15 protein-coding genes are annotated in these 17592 nt (G+C 68.2%); 8 read left to right on the top strand and 7 right to left on the bottom strand.

The window, feature by feature from the left end; translation table 11 throughout:
• The first annotated feature begins 3 nt into the window (after positions 1 to 3).
• Together ACVK00_RS23855 and ACVK00_RS23860 are read left to right on the top strand one after the other, a co-directional pair.
• Positions 4 to 591, top strand: coding sequence for an IMPACT family protein (locus tag ACVK00_RS23855; RefSeq protein ID WP_228909731.1), 588 nt, complete (start codon positions 4 to 6; stop codon positions 589 to 591).
• Positions 592 to 796: 205 nt separating this feature from the next.
• Positions 797 to 1084, top strand: a complete 288-nt coding sequence (locus ACVK00_RS23860) for an H-NS histone family protein (RefSeq protein ID WP_228909730.1) — start codon at positions 797 to 799, stop codon at positions 1082 to 1084.
• 55 nt (positions 1085 to 1139) lie between these two features.
• On the opposite strand, the gene ppk2 is transcribed toward ACVK00_RS23860, so the two are convergent.
• The gene (gene ppk2, locus ACVK00_RS23865; RefSeq protein ID WP_228909729.1) at positions 1140 to 2090 is read right to left on the bottom strand and encodes a polyphosphate kinase 2; all 951 of its coding nucleotides are present in this window, start codon (positions 2088 to 2090) and stop codon (positions 1140 to 1142) included.
• A 324-nt stretch (positions 2091 to 2414) separates the two neighbouring features.
• Positions 2415 to 4136, bottom strand: coding sequence for a gamma-glutamyltransferase (gene ggt, locus ACVK00_RS23870; protein WP_166722765.1), 1722 nt, complete (start codon positions 4134 to 4136; stop codon positions 2415 to 2417).
• Positions 4137 to 4532: 396 nt separating this feature from the next.
• On the opposite strand from ggt, the gene ACVK00_RS23875 reads away from it, so the two are divergent.
• The 3 genes from ACVK00_RS23875 (at position 4533) to ACVK00_RS23885 (ending at position 11231) form a co-directional block, all read left to right on the top strand.
• Positions 4533 to 5057 (top strand): metal-dependent hydrolase, encoded by a 525-nt coding sequence (locus ACVK00_RS23875; RefSeq protein WP_006758580.1) that lies wholly within the window; start codon positions 4533 to 4535, stop codon positions 5055 to 5057.
• Positions 5058 to 5310: 253 nt separating this feature from the next.
• On the top strand, positions 5311 to 9825 hold the full coding sequence (locus ACVK00_RS23880) for a DEAD/DEAH box helicase (RefSeq protein WP_284893959.1): 4515 nt from the start codon (positions 5311 to 5313) through the stop codon (positions 9823 to 9825).
• A gap of 131 nt (positions 9826 to 9956) precedes the next feature.
• On the top strand, positions 9957 to 11231 hold the full coding sequence (locus ACVK00_RS23885) for an APC family permease (protein WP_284893958.1): 1275 nt from the start codon (positions 9957 to 9959) through the stop codon (positions 11229 to 11231).
• Between the two features lie 96 nt (positions 11232 to 11327).
• On the opposite strand, the gene ACVK00_RS23890 is transcribed toward ACVK00_RS23885, so the two are convergent.
• The 4 genes from ACVK00_RS23890 to ACVK00_RS23905 form a co-directional block, all read right to left on the bottom strand.
• A complete protein-coding gene (locus tag ACVK00_RS23890; RefSeq protein ID WP_006758577.1) occupies positions 11328 to 11624 on the bottom strand; it encodes an XRE family transcriptional regulator in 297 nt (98 codons plus the stop codon).
• Between the two features lie 69 nt (positions 11625 to 11693).
• The gene (locus ACVK00_RS23895) at positions 11694 to 12053 is read right to left on the bottom strand and encodes a type II toxin-antitoxin system RelE/ParE family toxin (RefSeq protein ID WP_006758576.1); all 360 of its coding nucleotides are present in this window, start codon (positions 12051 to 12053) and stop codon (positions 11694 to 11696) included.
• 134 nt (positions 12054 to 12187) lie between these two features.
• Positions 12188 to 13174 carry a pca operon transcription factor PcaQ gene (gene pcaQ, locus ACVK00_RS23900; RefSeq protein WP_284893957.1) on the bottom strand — a complete coding sequence of 329 codons (987 nt, stop codon included), beginning with the start codon at positions 13172 to 13174 and terminating at the stop codon, positions 12188 to 12190.
• A 77-nt stretch (positions 13175 to 13251) separates the two neighbouring features.
• Entirely contained in the window at positions 13252 to 13989 is a 738-nt protein-coding gene (locus ACVK00_RS23905; protein WP_124497961.1) for a helix-turn-helix domain-containing protein, read from the bottom strand.
• Between the two features lie 120 nt (positions 13990 to 14109).
• Here ACVK00_RS23905 and ACVK00_RS23910 point away from each other — a divergent pair, with 120 nt between their 5' ends.
• From ACVK00_RS23910 to pcaG, 3 genes are all read left to right on the top strand, one after another.
• Positions 14110 to 14673, top strand: a complete 564-nt coding sequence (locus ACVK00_RS23910; RefSeq protein WP_284893956.1) for a YiiX/YebB-like N1pC/P60 family cysteine hydrolase — start codon at positions 14110 to 14112, stop codon at positions 14671 to 14673.
• Between the two features lie 314 nt (positions 14674 to 14987).
• Positions 14988 to 15695, top strand: coding sequence for a protocatechuate 3,4-dioxygenase subunit beta (gene pcaH, locus ACVK00_RS23915; RefSeq protein WP_284893955.1), 708 nt, complete (start codon positions 14988 to 14990; stop codon positions 15693 to 15695).
• A gap of 3 nt (positions 15696 to 15698) precedes the next feature.
• Complete coding sequence (pcaG, locus tag ACVK00_RS23920) at positions 15699 to 16292, top strand: protocatechuate 3,4-dioxygenase subunit alpha (RefSeq protein WP_228909722.1); 594 nt, start codon at positions 15699 to 15701, stop codon at positions 16290 to 16292.
• A 442-nt stretch (positions 16293 to 16734) separates the two neighbouring features.
• Here pcaG and ACVK00_RS23925 read toward each other — a convergent pair whose 3' ends face one another.
• Complete coding sequence (locus tag ACVK00_RS23925) at positions 16735 to 17514, bottom strand: AraC family transcriptional regulator (protein ID WP_284893954.1); 780 nt, start codon at positions 17512 to 17514, stop codon at positions 16735 to 16737.
• Positions 17515 to 17592 lie beyond the last annotated feature (78 nt).

Here is a 17592-nt window from a genome sequence, read left to right on the forward strand (position 1 = left end):
TCAATGAGTTATTCGCTCGCCACCGAATACACCCGCGAGCTCGAAATCCGCAAGAGCCGCTTCATCGCACACGCGATCCCCGTCGACGACCGCGACGCCGCGATGCAGGCGCTGCAGCGCCTGCGTGACGCGCACCCGGCGGCCACCCACGTCTGCTGGGCGCTGCTCGCGGGCGGCCAGTCCGGCATGTCGGACGACGGCGAGCCGTCGGGCACCGCCGGCCGGCCGATCCTCGAAGTGCTGCGTCATCACGATCTCGACGGCGTGCTCGGCGCGGTCGTTCGTTATTACGGCGGTGTAAAGCTCGGCGCGGGCGGCCTGGTGCGCGCCTATACGGATGCGATCGCCTCCGCGCTGCTCGACGCCGAGCGCGTCGAACGCATTCGCCACACGCGGTTCGCGATCGAAATCGGCTATCCGGACGAAGCGCGCGTGCGCCGCTGGATCGAGCAGGCGGGTTATGAACTGGCGGACAGTGCGTACGGGATGACGGTGAAGCTCGTGATCAAGCTGCCGGAAAAGGCCGAAGCGGCGGCGAAAATCGAGCTGTTCGACCTGACGCAGGGGCGCTCGGGCTTCCCTGACCTGTGACGCGTTGCCGGCCGCGCGGCCTCGGTTCCCGGAATCACCACGATCCCGGCGAAAATTCAGATAAGTCCCATAGAAAAACCGCGCACCGAAACTTAATCTCCCTGCATTCCCGGTACGGCGTTTCGCAAACGGCTGGCCGGGCATGGGGCACGCCGCACATCGCGCGTCGCCGACAATCAGAATTCAGCCAGGGGATATCGGACGCATGCAACTGCAAGAACTGCAAGCCCAGCTCGCGGAACTCGATCGACGCATCCAGATGGCACGTCGCCGCGAACGCGATGCGGCACTGACGCAGGCGCGCCAGCTCGTGAAGGACTACGCGCTGACCGCGCGGGAAATCTTCGGGCAAGGCTACAGCGATCGCGCGAAGCTGTTCACGATCGGCGCGAAATATCGCGATCCGGCGACGGGCGCCACGTGGAGCGGACGCGGTCGCGCGCCCGCCTGGATCGCCGGCCGCGACCGTGCCGCGTTCCTGATCCGGGAATAACGCGCGCCGGGTTGCACGGCGCGACCCGGCGCTCGATCCAGCCGAGCTGAACCGCTCAATAAACGTCCGGGACGATCATGCTGTCCGGCACCGGACGCCGAATGTAGTCCTCGTGATGCTCGCGCTGCGGCAGATCGATCGTCGGGCGCGGCACCTCGTGATACGGCACCTGGGTCAGCAGATGGCTGATGCAGTTCAGGCGCGCGCGCTTCTTGTCGACCGCCTGCACGACCCACCACGGCGCGTCGGGGATATGCGTGCGCTGCAGCATTTCTTCCTTGGCGGCCGTATAGGCTTCCCAGCGGCGGCGGCTTTCCAGATCCATCGGGCTCAGCTTCCACTGCTTCAGCGGATCCGCGATCCGGCTCTGGAAGCGCACTTCCTGCTCGTGATCGGTGATCGAGAACCAGTACTTGACGATCTGGATCCCGCTACGCACCAGCATCTTCTCGAATTCGGGTACGGAACGGAAAAACTCCTCGTACTCATCATCGGTACAGAAATTCATCACGCGCTCGACGCCCGCGCGGTTGTACCAGCTGCGATCGAACAGCACGATTTCGCCGCCGGCCGGCAGATGCGCGACATAGCGCTGGAAATACCATTGCGTGCGCTCGCGGTTGTTCGGCGCGGGCAGCGCCGCCACGCGGCACACGCGCGGGTTCAGGCGCTGCGTGATGCGCTTGATCGCGCCGCCCTTGCCTGCCGCGTCGCGCCCCTCGAAAATCACGACGAGGCGGTGCCCCGTGCTCACGACCCAGTCCTGCAGCTTCACGAGCTCGCCCTGCAGCCGGAACAGCTCGCGGAAATACTGCTTGCGCGCTTCGCGGCGCTCCGGCGAGAACAGCAGATCCTCGCCGTTATCGAAACGGCGGTCGTCAAGCTCCATTTCGAGTTCTTCGTCGTACGCATCGACGAGGTCTTCCTCGAAATGGTGCCGGCGCGACTCGCCCGATGCCATATCGGTGAGGTCGTCGGTCTCGGTGCGGGTATCGTTATCGTCCATGGGGCCTCCTTCCTTCAATTGACGCAGCCATACTCCACCATTATCCCAGCGTCGCGCGTCAAATTGATGAAAAAGGGGGCGACCGGCTGGGGGCGACCGGCTGGGGGCGACCGGCTGGGGGCGACCCGCTGGGGGCGACCCGCAGGGGCGACCGGCTGGCGTCGCGCGTCAGACGACACGCGCCGCCCCCCACGCGATCCGTGTCCCCGTACGAGCGTCGCGCGCCCGCCAAGCCGCCGCATCATGAAAAATGCCGGGCACACTGGCCCGGCATCGATTGCGCGGGCACGACCGTCACGACGGTCGCGCCCACGGCCTGCGCCGTCAGTGAATGATCCGCGTGACGCCGCGCCCGCGCGGATCGGCCATCGCCTCCGGCGTCTTGCCGTCGATCTTGATCACCTGGATGTCGCCGCTGAAGTCCTGCCCCTTCAGCGTGTAGCCGCGCGCCTCGATCTGCTTCGCGAGCTCGCCTTCGATCGGATGGTACGGCTCCCAGAAGATCGTGTTCGGCGGCAGCAGCTGGTGGTGGAAACGCATCGCCCCGACCGCCTCCTTCAACGGCATCTTGAAGTCGTAGATGTTGTTGATCACCTGGAAGATCGACGTGAAGATCCGCGAGCCGCCCGGCGTGCCGATCACGAGCGATACCTTGCCGTCCTTCGTCATGATCGTCGGCGACATCGACGACAGCGGACGCTTCTTCGGCTCGATCGCGTTCGCATCGCTGCCGACCACGCCGAACATGTTCGCGACGCCCGGCTTCGCGGAGAAGTCGTCCATCTCGTCGTTCAGCACGATGCCGGTGCCGTCGGCGATCACGCCCGAACCGAAATAGCCGTTGATCGTGTACGTGTTCGATACCGCGTTGCCCCACTTGTCGACGACCGAGAAGTGCGTCGTTTCGGCCTTCTCCGGCATCGACGTGCCGAGTCCCGGCTGCACGCTCTTCGTGTCCGACGGCTCCTTCGGATTGACCTCGGCCGCACGCTTCGCGATGTACGAGTCGGCGGTGAGCTGCGCGATCGGCACCTTGTAGAAATCGGGATCGCCGAGGTATTGCGCGCGGTCGGCGAACACGCGTTTCTCGATTTCCGCGACCAGGTGGATGTACTGCGGCGAGTTGAGCGTTACGCCGTCGAAGTCCTTCTTGAGATCGGCCTTCATCTTCAGCAACTGCACGAGGCCGATGCCGCCCGAACTCGGAGGCGGCGCGGTGATCACGTCATAGCCGTTCCACTTCGCCTGCACCGGCTGGCGCCACACCGCGCGGTATTGCGCGAGATCCTCGGTCGTGATCAACCCGTTGCCGTCGCCGGTCTTCATCGAAGCCGCGATCAGCTCGGCCGTCTTGCCCTTGTAGAAACCTTCCGCGCCGCCGTTCGCGATCCGCGTGAGCACGTCGGCGAGATCGGGCTGCTTGAAATTCGTGCCCGCCTTCAACCCGGAGAAGTACTTGTCGAAGTTGGTCTTGCCGCCGAACTCCTTCGACGCGTCGACGCCGCGTTGCGCCAGTTGCTCGTCGACCATGAAGCCGTCGCGCGCATAGTGGATCGCCGGCGCGAGCACCTGCTTCCACTTCAGCTTGCCGAAGCGCTTCTGCGCTTCCCACATGCCCGCGACCGTGCCCGGCACGCCGGCCGCGCGCGGGCCGTACAGGCTCATGCCCTTGACGACGTTGCCCTCCTTGTCGAGGTACATGTCCTTCGTCGCGGCGAGCGGCGCGCGCTCGCGGTAGTCGATGAAGTACGGCTTGCCGTCCTTGTAGATCGTCATGAAGCCGCCGCCACCGATGTTGCCGGCCTCCGGATACGTGACGGCAAGCGTGAACGCGATCGCGACAGCCGCGTCGATCGCGTTGCCGCCTTCCTTGAAGATTCGCTCCGCGGCATCCGCGCTGTACTTGTCGGCCACCGCGACCGCCGAACTCGTCAGGACCGCCGGCTGCGGACCCTTCGCATAGGCAGGCGCGTTCGGCAGGAAACCGACGCCGGCCACCGTCGCGAGCACGACGGCGGATGTTTTGAAGCGATTCAGCGTAGTCATTGCATGTCCCCCATGTGGATCTTCTTTCAGGCGGGAAAGGCGCCCGATCCGCGCGTATCCGCTGGCTCGCCGGCGGACACCTGCGGCTTCGTAGTATAGGGGGACAAAAAGGGTCGAACACGCGACGCGCGACCAACGCGTGCAAATTGTGGGCGGCCGGTCGCTCACCCGGTAGAAACGGGCACGCGCATCGGTCGAAATTGCCTGCGCCGCCGGTCCTCGTGCAATGCACAAAACCGAAAGTTGCAAACCACCTCGCCGTCACGCCGTACATGCAAAAAAACGGCGCCCGAACCACCCGCTGTGCAGGCCGATCTGAGAAGATAGCGCCCCGCTTTCGCGCTGCGTCATGGCTTTTGCTCGCACGCCGCTTCACGTTTCTTCGTCTCGTTCCCTATGGCATCACACAATGCGCATCACGCGTCCGGCTTCGCGGCCGGCGTCGCCGCCGCCGTCCTCGTCGCGCAAACCGGCGCGACCGGCCCCTGGCACACTGGCCTGCTCGCCGCGTTCGCGGCCGGCGTCGCGGGCGGCACCGCGCCCGACTGGCTCGAAGTCGCATGGTGGACCCGCAAACGCCGCCTGTGGATCACGCACCGCACCGTCACCCACTGGGGCATCGGCTGGATCGCGCTGCTCGCGCTCGGCTGGCACGGGCTCACGCATCATCCGCATCCGCTGTGGGCCGCGCCGCTGTTCGGCTTCGCATGCGGCGGCGTGATGCACCTGCTCGCGGACTGGCCGAATCCGCTCGGCGTGCCGTGGATCTGGCGGCGCCACTCGCTGAATCTGTGGAACAGCGGGCACTGCGACCTGATCATCGTGGCCGCCGCATGGGGCGGCACGCTGTGGCTCGCGCAGTCGCTGTGGACGCGCGCACCGTTCCTCGAACACTGGCTCGGCTGGCTGCATCGCGTGTAATCACGGACTGGGCCGCGCACCCACCCCGCGCACGCCGAACGCAAGCGCTCCCGCTCGCTGATCCGGCACCCGTGACCGAACGGGTGGCGTTGCGCACGCACGCCTATTGAAACGCCGGCACCGCGCCTCATCTGCCTCTTCGAGGCGCGCGCATTCTCCCTGCCCGCGTTGCCCGGCGCGCATAGGCGACGTCTGGCACACTGACGATTCGCGCGCGGCCGCCCGTGCGCTCGCACCCTATTTCACCGCTCCGATGGACGTCACCGCCACCCGCCCCGCCCACGCGCTCGACGTGTTCCACCCGGCCGTCGCCGCATGGTTCCGCCGCACGTTCGCCGCCCCGACCGGCGTGCAGGCGCTCGCGTGGCCGCACATCAAGGCCGGCCGGTCAACGCTCGTGGCCGCGCCGACCGGGTCCGGCAAGACGCTCACCGCGTTCCTGTGCGCGCTCGACGATCTCGTGCGCGATGCGCTCGCGCACGACGGCGCACTGCCCGACGCGACGCTCGTCGTCTATGTGTCGCCGCTGAAGGCGCTGTCGAACGACATCCACGTGAACCTCGACGCGCCGCTCGCCGGTATCGCCGAATCGCTCGCGCAGCTCGGTCTGCCGGTGCCCGCGATCCGCACCGCCGTGCGCACCGGCGACACCCCGCAGGCCGAACGCGCGGCGCTGCGCAAACGCGCGCCGCACATCCTCGTGACGACGCCCGAGTCGCTGTACGTGCTGCTGTCGTCGACGTCGGGACGGCAGATGCTGTCGAGCGTGCGTTCGGTGATCGTCGACGAGATCCACGCGCTCGCGTCGTCCAAGCGCGGCAGCCATCTCGCGCTGTCGCTCGAACGCCTCGATGCGTTGACGGGCCGCGCGTTGCCGCGCATCGGATTATCGGCCACGCAGAAACCGATCGACGCGGTCGCGCGCTTCCTGGTCGGCGGCCCGGCCGATGCGCCGCGCGACTGCACGATCGTCGACACCGGTCATACGCGTGAACGCGACCTTGCGCTCGAACTGCCGAACGTGCCGCTCGAACCGGTGATGGCGACCGACGTGTGGGAACAGGTGTACGACCGCATCGCCGCGCTCGCGGCCGCGCATCGCACGACGCTCGTGTTCGTGAACACGCGGCGCACCGCGGAGCGCATGGCGCGCCATCTCGCCGAGCGCCTCGGCAAGGACGCGATCGCCGCGCACCACGGCAGTCTCGCGAAGGAACATCGCTTCGACGCGGAACAGCGGCTCAAGCGCGGCGAGCTGAAGCTGCTCGTCGCGACCGCGTCGCTCGAACTCGGCATCGACATCGGCGACGTCGATCTGGTGTGCCAGATCGGTTCGCCGCGCGGGATCGCACCGTTCCTGCAGCGCGTCGGCCGCTCCGGGCACCATGTCGGCGGCGTGCCGAAGGGCCGCCTGTTCCCGTTGTCGCGCGACGAGCTGGTCGAATGCGCGGCGCTGCTCGACTGCGTGCAACGCGGCGAGCTCGACGCATTGCGGATTCCCGAGGCGCCGCTCGACGTGCTCGCGCAGCAGATCGTCGCCGAAGTCGCCTGCGCGGAATGGCAGGAGGATGCGCTGTACGCGAGCTTTACGCGCGCGGCGCCGTACGCGCGCCTGTCACGCGAACGCTTCGACGAGGTCATGAAGATGCTCGCCGAAGGCTTCACGAGCCGCCGCGGCGTGCGCGGCGCGTATCTGCATCGCGACGTGGTCGGCGGCACGGTGCGCGGACGCCGCAACGCGATGATGACCGCGACGACGTCGGGCGGCACGATTCCCGACATGGCCGACTACGCGGTATTGCTCGAACCGCAGGGCATCCAGGTCGGCACCGTCAACGAGGATTTCGCGGTCGAGAGCCTGGCCGGCGACGTGTTCCAGCTCGGCAACCAGTCGTACCGGATCATTCGCGTGGAAACGGGCCGCGTGCGCGTCGAGGATGCACAAGGCCAGTCGCCGAGCATTCCGTTCTGGCTCGGCGAGGCGCCCGGGCGCAGCGACGAACTGTCGGCCGCTGTCGGCCGGCTGCGCGCGCGGCTCGACGGGCTGTTGGCCGAAGGCGATCGAAACACGGATGCCGGTGGGCGCAAGCGCGGTGCGAGCGGCGCGAGCGTCGATACGGCCGGCAAGACGGCCACGCGCGGCAAGGCCAAACGAGCCGCCGAAGTCCCAGTCGTAACCGATTCGCGAAGTGATGCCGACGGCCATGCGATCGTCCCGGCCGAAAGCCGCCTCGCGCCGGCGCTGCGCTGGCTCGCCGACGATCTGCATCTGTCTCCCGACGCGGCCCGCCAGATCGTCGACTACCTCGCCCGCACGCGCGCGGCGCTCGGCGCGCTGCCCACGCAGGACACGCTCGTGATGGAGCGCTTCTTCGACGAGTCGGGCGGCACGCAGCTGGTGATCCATTCGCCGTTCGGCAGCCGCATCAACCGCGCCTGGGGACTCGCGCTGCGCAAGCGCTTTTGCCGCACGTTCGACTTCGAGCTGCAGGCTGCCGCGACCGACGACGCGATCGTGCTTTCGCTGTCGCTCGCGCACAGCTTCGCGCTCGACGAAGTGTGGCGCTACCTGCGCTCGGCCAGCGCCGAACACGTGCTGGTCCAGGCGCTGCTCGACGCGCCGATGTTCGGCGTGCGCTGGCGCTGGAACGCGACGACCTCGCTCGCGCTGCCGCGCTTCACCGGCGGCCGGCGCACTGCGCCGCAACTGCAGCGGATGAAGAGCGACGACCTGCTCGCGACCGTGTTTCCCGAACAGGTCGCGTGCCTCGAGAATATCGTCGGCGAACGCGAGATCCCGCACCACCCGCTCGTCGACCAGACGCTCGACGATTGCCTGCACGACGCGATGGATACCGACGGCTGGCTCGCGCTGCTGCGCCGGATCGAGAGCGGCGCGATCGAACTGATCGCGCGCGACCTGCCCGCGCCGTCGCCGCTCGCGGCCGAGATCCTGAACGCGAAGCCCTATGCATTCCTCGACGATGCGCCGCTCGAAGAGCGCCGCACGCAGGCCGTGCAGTCGCGTCGCTGGAGCGACCCCGAGTCGGCCGACGATCTCGGCGCGCTCGACGCCGACGCGATCGATGCGGTGCGCGACGAAGCGTGGCCGCTCGTGCGCGATGCCGACGAAATGCACGACGCGCTGCTCACGCTCGCATGCGTCGCCGACAGCGAAGCGCAGGCGCACGACGGCTGGCCCGAGCGGCTCGCGGAATTGGCCGAACGCCGTCGCGCGACGAACCTCGTCACACCGGATGGCGTCGCGCTGTGGGTGCCGGTCGAACGGCTGGTCTGCATCCGCGCGCTGCATCCCGCCGCACGTGTTGCACCCGCGCTGAAGGTGCCCGCCACGTGCGCGCAGCCATGGGACGCCGACGCCGCGCTCGTCGACGTGATTCGCGCGCGGCTCACCGGATTCGGGCCGCTGACGCTCGACGCCATCGCACAGCCGCTCGGCCTGCCGCCCGCGACGATCGCGACGGCGCTCGCCGCACTGGAGCGCGAAGGCTACGTGATGCGCGGCCGCTTCACGCCCGGGGCAACGACCGACGAATGGTGCGAACGCCACCTGCTCGCGCGCATTCATCGCTATACGGTGAAACGACTGCGCCGCGAGATCGAGCCCGTCGAGCGCGCCGATTTCATGCGCTTCCTGTTCCACTGGCAGCGCATGACGCCCGATACGCGCGGAACCGGCCGCGACGCGCTCGCGGCCGTCGTCGAGCAGCTCGAAGGCTACGAAGCCGCGGCGAGCGCATGGGAAGACGCGCTCCTGCCCGCACGGCTGACCGACTATACGGCCGGCGGCCTCGACGAGCTGTGCCGCGCGGGCAAGCTCGTGTGGACCCGAATCGGCGCACCGGCCCGCGCGGCCGGCACGCCCGTGAAGACAACGCCGGTCGTGCTGCTGCCCCGCCGCCACCTCGGCGCATGGCAGGCGCTGCGCGACCCGGACGCGCAACCGGCGCTGTCCGCGCGCGCGACGCAGGTGCGAGACGCGCTCGCCGCACATGGCGCGATGTTCTTCGATGCACTGCTCGACGAACTGCACATGCTGCCCGTCGAACTCGAACAGGCACTTGGCGAACTCGTGTCGGCCGGCCTCGTGAATGCGGACAGCTTCGCCGGACTGCGCGCATTGCTGAAGCCGGCGGTCAAGCGCAGCGCGACGTATGCGCCGCGCACGCGGCGCGGCGGCGCACTGATCGGCGGGATGGACGATGCGGGCCGCTGGGCGCTCGTGCAACGCGTTTCACCACCGAACGACGCGCCAACCCCGGCACCGAAGCGCGGTGCGCCCGCGACCGATCCCGACGCGCTCGAACACATCGTCTGGACGCTGCTGCGCCGCTACGGTGTCGTGTTCTGGCGGCTGCTCGAACGCGAAGCCGACTGGCTGCCGAGCTGGCGCGAACTCGTGCGCGTGCTGCAGCGGCTCGAAGCGCGCGGCGAGATTCGCGGCGGACGCTTCGTTGCCGGGCTCGCGGGCGAGCAGTTCGCGCTGCCGGAGGCGATTCCGATCCTGCGCGAACTGCGTCGCCAACCGGGCGACGGCCAGTATGTGTGCGTGACGGGCGCTGACCCGCTGAACCTTGCCGGCACGCTGCTGCCCGGCGACAAGGTGCCCGCGCTGGCCGGCAATCGCGTGCTGTTCCGCGACGGCGTGCCCGTCGCGTCGCTCGTGTCGGGCGCGTTCCACTATGCGCCCGAGCTGCCGCCTGCCGCGCGCGAGGACGCGCGCCTGCGTCTCGCCCGCCGCTACTGACATCGGCTGACATGCGGCACGTCGCGGACTACTGAACGCCGCGCCGCATCGCCGCGCCCGTTCGGGTAGCATTCCACGATTCACCGCGCGAACGACCGCACCCAGAACAAGCCTCCCGGAGACTGCCTTTCATGCCTTCGCATGCCGATTCGCCCGCCGTTCATCACGCGGGCTCGCTGACGATTTTCCAGGGCGCCGCGCTGTATATCGGCGCGGTGCTCGGCACTGGCGTCATTGCGTTGCCCGCGCTCGCCGCCGAGGTCGCGGGCCCGGCATCGCTGCTCGCCTGGGCCGCGCTCGTCGTGCTGTCGGGACCGCTCGCGGCCACCTTCGCCGCGCTCGGTGCGCGCTATCCGGACGCGGGCGGCGTATCGACCTACGCGCGACGCGCATTCGGGCCGAAGGCCGCGGCGATCGTCGGCTGGTGTTTCTATTTCGCGGTGCCGGCCGGCGCGCCGGCCGCCGCGATGTTCGGCGGCGCGTATGTCGCGGCCGTCACCGGCGGCGGGCATGCCACGGTCATCGTCACGGCCGCCGCATTGATCGCCACGGTGTCGGCCGCGAATGCGTTCGGCGTGACGGTGTCGGGTCGCATGCAGCTCGTGTTGTCGGCGCTGCTCGTCACGCTGCTGCTGGCTGCCGTGCTCGCGTCCGCGCCGCATGCGCGCACCGCGAACCTGCATCCGTTCGCGCCGCACGGCTGGCTGGCGGTCGGCCAGGCTGCGGCGCTGCTCGTGTGGAGCTTCGCGGGCTGGGAAGCCATCACGCACCTCGCCGCCGAATTCCGCCGGCCCGCGCACGACATGCCGCGCTCGGCCGCCATCGCGGTCGTGGTCGTCGGGTTCCTGTATCTGTCGGTCGCGGCCGCGAGCGTGACGGTGCTCGGGCCGTCGGCCGGCGCATCGGGTGCGCCGCTCGCGGAACTGATCGCGGGCGGCATCGGCGGTCATGCGCAGGTGCTGGCGGCCGCGGCCGCGGTGCTGCTCACGCTCGGCACGATGAACGCCTATTTCGCGGGTGCGGCCAAACTCGGCGCGGCGCTCGGGCGCGACGGCGCGCTGCCCGCGTGGCTCGCGAAAGGCAGCCAGGTCGGCGGCGTGCCGCGCCGCAGTCTCGGCGTGATCGCCGGGCTGGCGGCCGTTGCGCTCGCGGCAACGACGATCTCGGACGTCGGGCCGAAACCACTCGTGCTCGTCACGTCCGGTTGCTTCGTGATGGTGTACGGGCTCGGCGCGGCCGCGGCGTTGAAATTGTTGCCGCGTGGCGGCATCGCGTACCGCTGCGCGTGGATTTCGCTGGTCGCCGTCGCCGGGCTGTTTCTGACGACGGGATGGTATATCTTGTGCCCGCTGGTGCTCGCGGGCGGTGCGTTGCTGTATCTGTGGATGGCTGGGCCGCGCACATGATCGTGTGCCGATGCCCGCGAGCGGACGAACCTGCGCTCGTTCGCCGCGATGCGCCGGCCCACCGCGAACCGGCCGCGCACCGTTTCGTCATGCCCGTCAGGCCGGCACCAGCTCGAAGCTGAGCCGCTTGCCGAGTGCTGTGGCCGCGCTCGCGAGCGTCGCCAGCGTGAGGCTCGTGTCGGTTTCGTCGAGCAGCCGGTTGAGCGCGGCGCGGCTGGTCTTCATCCGTGCGGCCATCGCGGTTTTCGTGATGTGCTGCGCCTTCATCTCCTGCCCGATCTGCCACGCGATCACGCGCTTGATCGCGGTGGCGGTGGCCGCTTCGAGATGGCCGTCCTCCTCGAGGAAGGTATCGAAATCGCTGCCGATATGCGGATTGTTCGTGGTCGTCATGGATACTCCAATGCATGGCGTTGCCGGGCGGCACAGCGGCGCTCGCACGTGCCGGCGCAACCGGGAAATTCAGATGGCGTGCGTGAGCGCTTTCAGCCGCGCGACGGTCACGTCGAGGTCGTCGGACGGCGTAGCCTGCGACTGCTTGAAGAACGCGTGCAGCAGCACCATCGTGTCGCCGACGACCGTGAACAGCACGCGCGCGCTTCGCCTCGGCAACATCACGCGGATTTCCCACAGATCCTTCGACATCTTCCGGACCAGCGGCATGCCGAGCGGCCAGCCTAGTTGAACGGTCTTGATCTCTTCGCCGATCATCCGGCGCTCGATCTGCCCAAGCGCCTTGAGCCATTCGCGCACCGGCTCGTTGCCACGCGCCGTGCGGAAGAACCGCACGCCGAGCGTGATCTGAATCTGCTGTCTCGCCATCGTCGTGCCATCAAGCGTATCAAAAACGATACGATATGCCAAGCACGACGAGATCCGCTACTGACCGAACGGCTAACGAATGAGGGTGAAGGAACGGCAGCCGAGCGCCACGTGGCCCGGCCCTGCGCGGCGTCTCAACGTTCGCGGCGAGCCGGCTTGCGTACGCCGCGCGGCGCGCGATGCGCTCGCGCATCGCCGAACCGCGCCCGTGCGATTTCGCGCACGGCGTCGATCAGCGTCCGCGCGACGGGCGACGGTTGCGCATCGGTGCGCAGCACGAGCCCGACCGGCTCGTCGGTGCCCGCGGACGGCAGCGGCAGGCGCGCGAGCGCACCGGCCGACAGGTCGTATTCGGCTGCATAGAGCGGCACGAACCAGACCGCGTCGTTCTCGAGCGTGAGTGCGCGTGCGACCGACACCGACAGCACCTCGATGAACGAATCCAGCGGCGGCGCACCGCAGGCGCCGAGCAGTTGCTCGGCCGACTGGCGGATCAGCGTGCCGAACGGCGGCAGCACGACCGGATAGCGCGCGAGTTCGGCGGCCGGTGCGGCGCTGGCCAGCAACGGATGGCCCGCGCGCACGACCGCGACGAGCGGCTCGTTGTACAACTGCTCGAACGCGAGCCCGATCATTCGCTCCGGCTCCGACAGGCGCCCGATCGCGCATTCGATCGCGCCCGCCTTCAGCCGCTCCAGCAACTCGGCGTTCGCGGCCGTCGCGATCCGCACGACGATGCGCGGCCAGCGTGCGGCCAGCGCCTTCATCAGCGCCGGTGCGAGCGAGGCCGCAACGGTCGGCAGCATGCCGATCTCGAGCGTCGCCGCGGCCGCTCCGCCCTCGCGCGCGAGCAGCCCGACACCCTGCCGCAGCGCCAGCACGCACGCGTTCGCATGCGGGAGGAACAGCTGCGCCTCGCGGGTCGGCTGCGCGCCGTGCCGCCCGCGCTCGAACAGCTTCACGCCGAGGATCGACTCCAGTTCGGCGATCGTCTTCGACACGGCCGGCTGCGTGATCGACAGGCTTTCGGCCGCCTTCTGCACGCCGCCCAGCTGCGCGACCGCGAGAAAACACTGCAGGTGCCGGAATTTGACGCGGCCGTCGGCGATACGGTTATTCATAACGGGCGGTTATGCGAGGGATGACGTTGTGCCATTTTGCATAACTTTCCGGAAAGGCCCAAGCATTCGGCGCGGCGTCACGCATGGCGCCGCAGCGCGTGGAATCCGGTCGGCTCCCAGATCCGCTTGGCGATCAGCAGGCCCGTGCCGCGCTTCTGCCCGAGCGGCGCGGACGACGACTCCGCATGCAACGCCGCCGCCTTGCTGCTGAGCCGCCGCAGTTCCTGCTCGAGTTCCGCCGCGGCCGCGTCGGTCAGCATCCCTTGTGAGAACGTCATCGTCTCGCCCGGGCCGTCGAAACGGCTGCCGAGAAAGTCGTCGAGCACGTGCGCATGGAAATAACGGCGGATCGGGCCGCCCGGCAGCCAGTCGAAATCGCGGGCGACGCGCACGCGAATCCGGTCGCCCGGCAGCAGCGCGATCACGTTCATCCGGTCGAGCATCAGCAGGTATTTCACGCACTCGGCCTGGGTCAGGCAATAGGCCGACACGATGTCCTGCACGGTCCAGTAGTTGACCGCGCAAACGGCGACGAGCAGCAGTTTCTCGTCCGACACGAGCAGCGCCTCCTGCTGCTCGGTCAGCACGCGCAACCGCGGCGCGGATGCCGACGCCTCCTGCACGAGTTCGGCGAGCGTATAGCCAAGCAGTTGCGCGATCTCCGCGACGCGCTCCAGCGTGAAGCGGCCGCTCGCGAACAGCCGCTTCACGCTCGTCTCGGACACGTCGAGCGCGCGCGCGACGTCGCGATAGGTCATTCCCTGCGCCTTCAGCTGGCGCTTCAGCGTTTCGATGAGTTGGGCGGTCTCGGTCATGTTGGTATCGAAAAATGGTGCTCAAGGTCGGATATTAGGCTACTCAAGCATCCAGACAAGCACTTTTGGATACTTGTCCGCATAATCCGCTCCGTCCTGTCACTGCCCCACGGAGCCGCGATGAGCACCCGAACCGACACCACCGCCTTCGAACCGCATCCCACCGCGCCGCGCGACGCTCGCGACACGGACCGCACGCTGCCGCTCGCCACGGTGCGCACGCTGGCCGCCGGCGCGCACGTCGGGGATCTCGTGTTCATTCGCGTACCGGCCGGCGCGTCGCGCGACGCGGCAGGCAACGCAGGCGCGTGGGCCGATCGCTTCGGCATCGTCGTCGATACGTCGGGCGACGAACCGTTGGTCGCCGAGCCCGCGTTTGCGCGGACGAAGCTCACGCCGCTGTCGCGCTTCATCGCCCGCGCCGACGGCGGACGCGTCGCGCTGGCGCGCCGCGTCGCGGCACCGACCGCCGACGCGCAGCGCAACGTGCACGCGCTGGCCGAACAGCGGATCGACGCGCTGCTCGGCAGCCGTTTCAGCCTGCTCGCGCACCGCGGGTTCTGCGCGAACTACGTGGGCGACGTGCTCGGCGCCGAGCGCACCGCGACCCCGGCCGCGCTGCTGCGCAGCGGCACGCTGTCGCTCGAATTCGACGGGATCGTCTTCGATCCCGCCCGACCGTAACGAACGAAAGACGAAGGACGAAGGACGAAAAACGAACGACGGGCACGCTCGGGGAGACCGGATAACAACAACAACGAAACACAAAAAATGTAGCGACGGGCTGGCTGGAGGGCCGTGCACGGAGTCGTCACCGACGACGCGAAGCCCGATCGCTTTTTCCGCCGGACAGGCCGCCTGTCCGGCGGATTTTCATTGGGGTCGCCGAACATAACTAACGGTTATGCGATTCGCTAAAAAAGGTCATTTTGCATAACTTTCCGGATTGGTTAAAGTCTTGCCATCCCCTTCGCGAAAAACCTATCAGGAGACACCCGATGGATTCCCTCACGATCCTCACGCCGCGCGACTGGCCGTCGCATCCCGCGTATGTCCACCCCGAGTACCGTTCGTCGGTGAAGCGCGGCCCGACGCGCCCGATGATCCCGTTGAAGGAAAAGCTGCGCGACCAGTACGCGCCCGTCTACGGCGCCGAGGATCTCGGCGCGCTCGACCACGACCTGACGAAGAACTCGGTGAAGAACGGCGAGCCGCTCGGCGAGCGCATCGTCGTCACCGGCCGCGTGCTCGACGAAGGCGGCAAGCCCGTGCGCAACACGCTCGTCGAGGTATGGCAGGCGAACGCCGCCGGCCGCTACGTGCACAAGGTCGACCAGCACGACGCGCCGCTCGATCCGAACTTCCTCGGCGCGGGCCGCTGCCTGACCGATAACGAAGGCCGCTACCGCTTCCTGACGATCAAGCCCGGCGCCTATCCGTGGGGCAACCATCCGAACGCGTGGCGCCCGAATCACATTCACTTCTCGCTGTTCGGCGACTACTTCGGCTCGCGCCTCGTCACGCAGATGTATTTCCCCGGCGATCCGCTGCTCGCGTACGACCCGATCTTCCAGGGCACGCCGGAAGCCGCGCGCGATCGCCTGATCTCGCGCTTCTCGATGGACATCACCGAAGAAGGCTATGCGCTCGGCTACGAATTCGACATCGTGCTGCGCGGCCGCGACGCTACCCCGATGGAGCGCTGAACCATGACGACGCTGAAGCAAACCCCTTCGCAGACGGTCGGCCCGTACTTCGCATACGGCCTGTGCCCGCAGCAATACGATTACGACCTGAAGAGCCTGTTCACGCCGACGATCGCCACGCCGGACGCCGAAGGCGAGCACGTGCTGCTGGTCGGTCAGGTGTTCGACGGCGACGGCAACGTCGTCGGCGACGCGGTGCTCGAGTTCACGCAGGTGGATGGCGCGGGCCGTTATCCCGCGTCGCGTGACGACATCGCGAAGTCCGGCTTCACGGGCTTCGCACGCGTCGGCACGGGCACCGATGCGCAGTACCGCTTCGTGGTCCCCACGGTGAAGCCGGGCCGCATCGCCGCCGACGAAGCACCGCACATCAACGTGACCGTGATGATGCGCGGGATCCTGACCCACGCGTTCACCCGCGTGTATTTCGACGACGAAGTCGCGGCGAACGCGGCCGATCCGGTGCTGAACCTGGTGCCGGCCGAGCGCCGTGCGACGCTCGTCGCGAAGCGCGATGCGCAGCCGGGCCGCCCCGTCGTGTACCGCTTCGACATCCGCATGCAGGGGCCGGACGAAACCGTGTTCTTCGACGTGTGACGCGCGAGCCGGCGCAGGCCGGCTGCTCGCACCGAACCGCCGTATGGCGCGATACCGACAGGCATCGCGTCATGCGGCGGTTTTTCGTTTTCGAGCGTCAACATTCGATGTTGTGGCGCAGCACGCGCGCTGGCCATGGCCGATGTCCTCGGTTGGCGGCTTCCGACGTCGGCGTCGAACGCGCGATTGAAACGCATGCTGCGGCGGCACATGAATCGTTGGAGGCGCGCGATATCGTTCGCGCGTTATGCAGCGTATGCTTTGCTATCCGCGATACACCGATGGAATTGAATCGGGATAGGCAACAATTTTCATGAATCAATGCGCGAACGCCGCCCCGCCGGCGGGACGCGCATTTTTTCTGACCGAGTGCCTTTAAGCGCGCCTGACCGAATCCTGGCAGGCGCGTTTTTTTCGTGCGCGGCCGTCGCGTCCGCCGCGACTAGCGGCGAACCTCCAGATACCGGCTCGGCGTATCGCCGAGGATGCGGCGAAACGCCGACGTAAAGGCGCTCGCGCTCGCATAGCCGAGCTCGAACGCGACCCGCGTCACCGGCTGCCCGTCGCTCAGGCGGGTAATCGCCGCGAGCATGCAGACCTGCTGACGCCACGCGGCAAAACTCACGCCGGTCTGCGCGCGGAACAACCGCGTAAACGTGCGCCGGCTCACGCCCGCATGGGTCGCCACCTGGTCGAGATCGGCCGCGATCGACGGCGACGCGAACAGATGCCGGCAGATACTCGCGAGGCGCGCGTCGGCGGGCAGCGGCGCGTGCAGCGACAGCCGCGGCATCGTCGCGATTTCCGCGACCAGCAGCGCCATCAGCTTGCCCGCCCGGCCGTCGACGTCGTACATCGCCGGCAGGTCGATCGCATCGTCGATCAGTTGCCGCAACAGCGGCGACACGCCGTACACGCCGCACTGGTCCGGCAGCCCCGCGGCCCGGGCCGCGTCATCGGACACGAACGTGTTGAGCATCGTGACGGGCCCCGTCATCGTCATCTCGTGCCGCACGCCGGGCGGCACCCAGCATGCGCGCTGCGGCGGCACCAGCCAGCGGCCGTGCGGCGTCGACACGCTGATCGTGCCGCGCGACGCGAACGCAAACTGCCCGCGCCCGTGCGCGTGCTCCGGAAACGTCGTGCCCGCCGCATAGTCGTTGGCGGTCACGACCACGCTACGGGGAATATGGTCGTAGGGATCTGGCAGCGTATTGCTCAAGGCCGGAATTCCATCATGAATGATTTGGTATCGAAGGCGGGTCACCTTCGATCGGTCCGAGATCCGCTCCACGCTTGT

It is taken from the genome of Burkholderia sp. PvR073, assembly GCF_054055695.1.

Bases quoted from the DNA above. Each gene is read 5' to 3' on its own strand.
- ACVK00_RS23860 (WP_228909730.1), top strand. From the start codon at position 797: ATGCAACTGCAAGAACTGCAAGCCCAGCTCGCGGAACTCGATCGACGC.
- ACVK00_RS23910 (WP_284893956.1), top strand. From the start codon at position 14,110: ATGAGCACCCGAACCGACACCACCGCCTTCGAACCGCATCCCACCGCG.
- ACVK00_RS23855 (WP_228909731.1), top strand. From the start codon at position 4: ATGAGTTATTCGCTCGCCACCGAATACACCCGCGAGCTCGAAATCCGC.
- ggt (WP_166722765.1), bottom strand. From the start codon at position 4,136: ATGACTACGCTGAATCGCTTCAAAACATCCGCCGTCGTGCTCGCGACG.
- ACVK00_RS23895 (WP_006758576.1), bottom strand. From the start codon at position 12,053: ATGGCGAGACAGCAGATTCAGATCACGCTCGGCGTGCGGTTCTTCCGC.
- ACVK00_RS23885 (WP_284893958.1), top strand. From the start codon at position 9,957: ATGCCTTCGCATGCCGATTCGCCCGCCGTTCATCACGCGGGCTCGCTG.
- pcaQ (WP_284893957.1), bottom strand. From the start codon at position 13,174: ATGAATAACCGTATCGCCGACGGCCGCGTCAAATTCCGGCACCTGCAG.
- ACVK00_RS23905 (WP_124497961.1), bottom strand. From the start codon at position 13,989: ATGACCGAGACCGCCCAACTCATCGAAACGCTGAAGCGCCAGCTGAAG.
- pcaH (WP_284893955.1), top strand. From the start codon at position 14,988: ATGGATTCCCTCACGATCCTCACGCCGCGCGACTGGCCGTCGCATCCC.
- ppk2 (WP_228909729.1), bottom strand. From the start codon at position 2,090: ATGGACGATAACGATACCCGCACCGAGACCGACGACCTCACCGATATG.
- pcaG (WP_228909722.1), top strand. From the start codon at position 15,699: ATGACGACGCTGAAGCAAACCCCTTCGCAGACGGTCGGCCCGTACTTC.
- ACVK00_RS23890 (WP_006758577.1), bottom strand. From the start codon at position 11,624: ATGACGACCACGAACAATCCGCATATCGGCAGCGATTTCGATACCTTC.
- ACVK00_RS23875 (WP_006758580.1), top strand. From the start codon at position 4,533: ATGGCATCACACAATGCGCATCACGCGTCCGGCTTCGCGGCCGGCGTC.
- ACVK00_RS23880 (WP_284893959.1), top strand. From the start codon at position 5,311: ATGGACGTCACCGCCACCCGCCCCGCCCACGCGCTCGACGTGTTCCAC.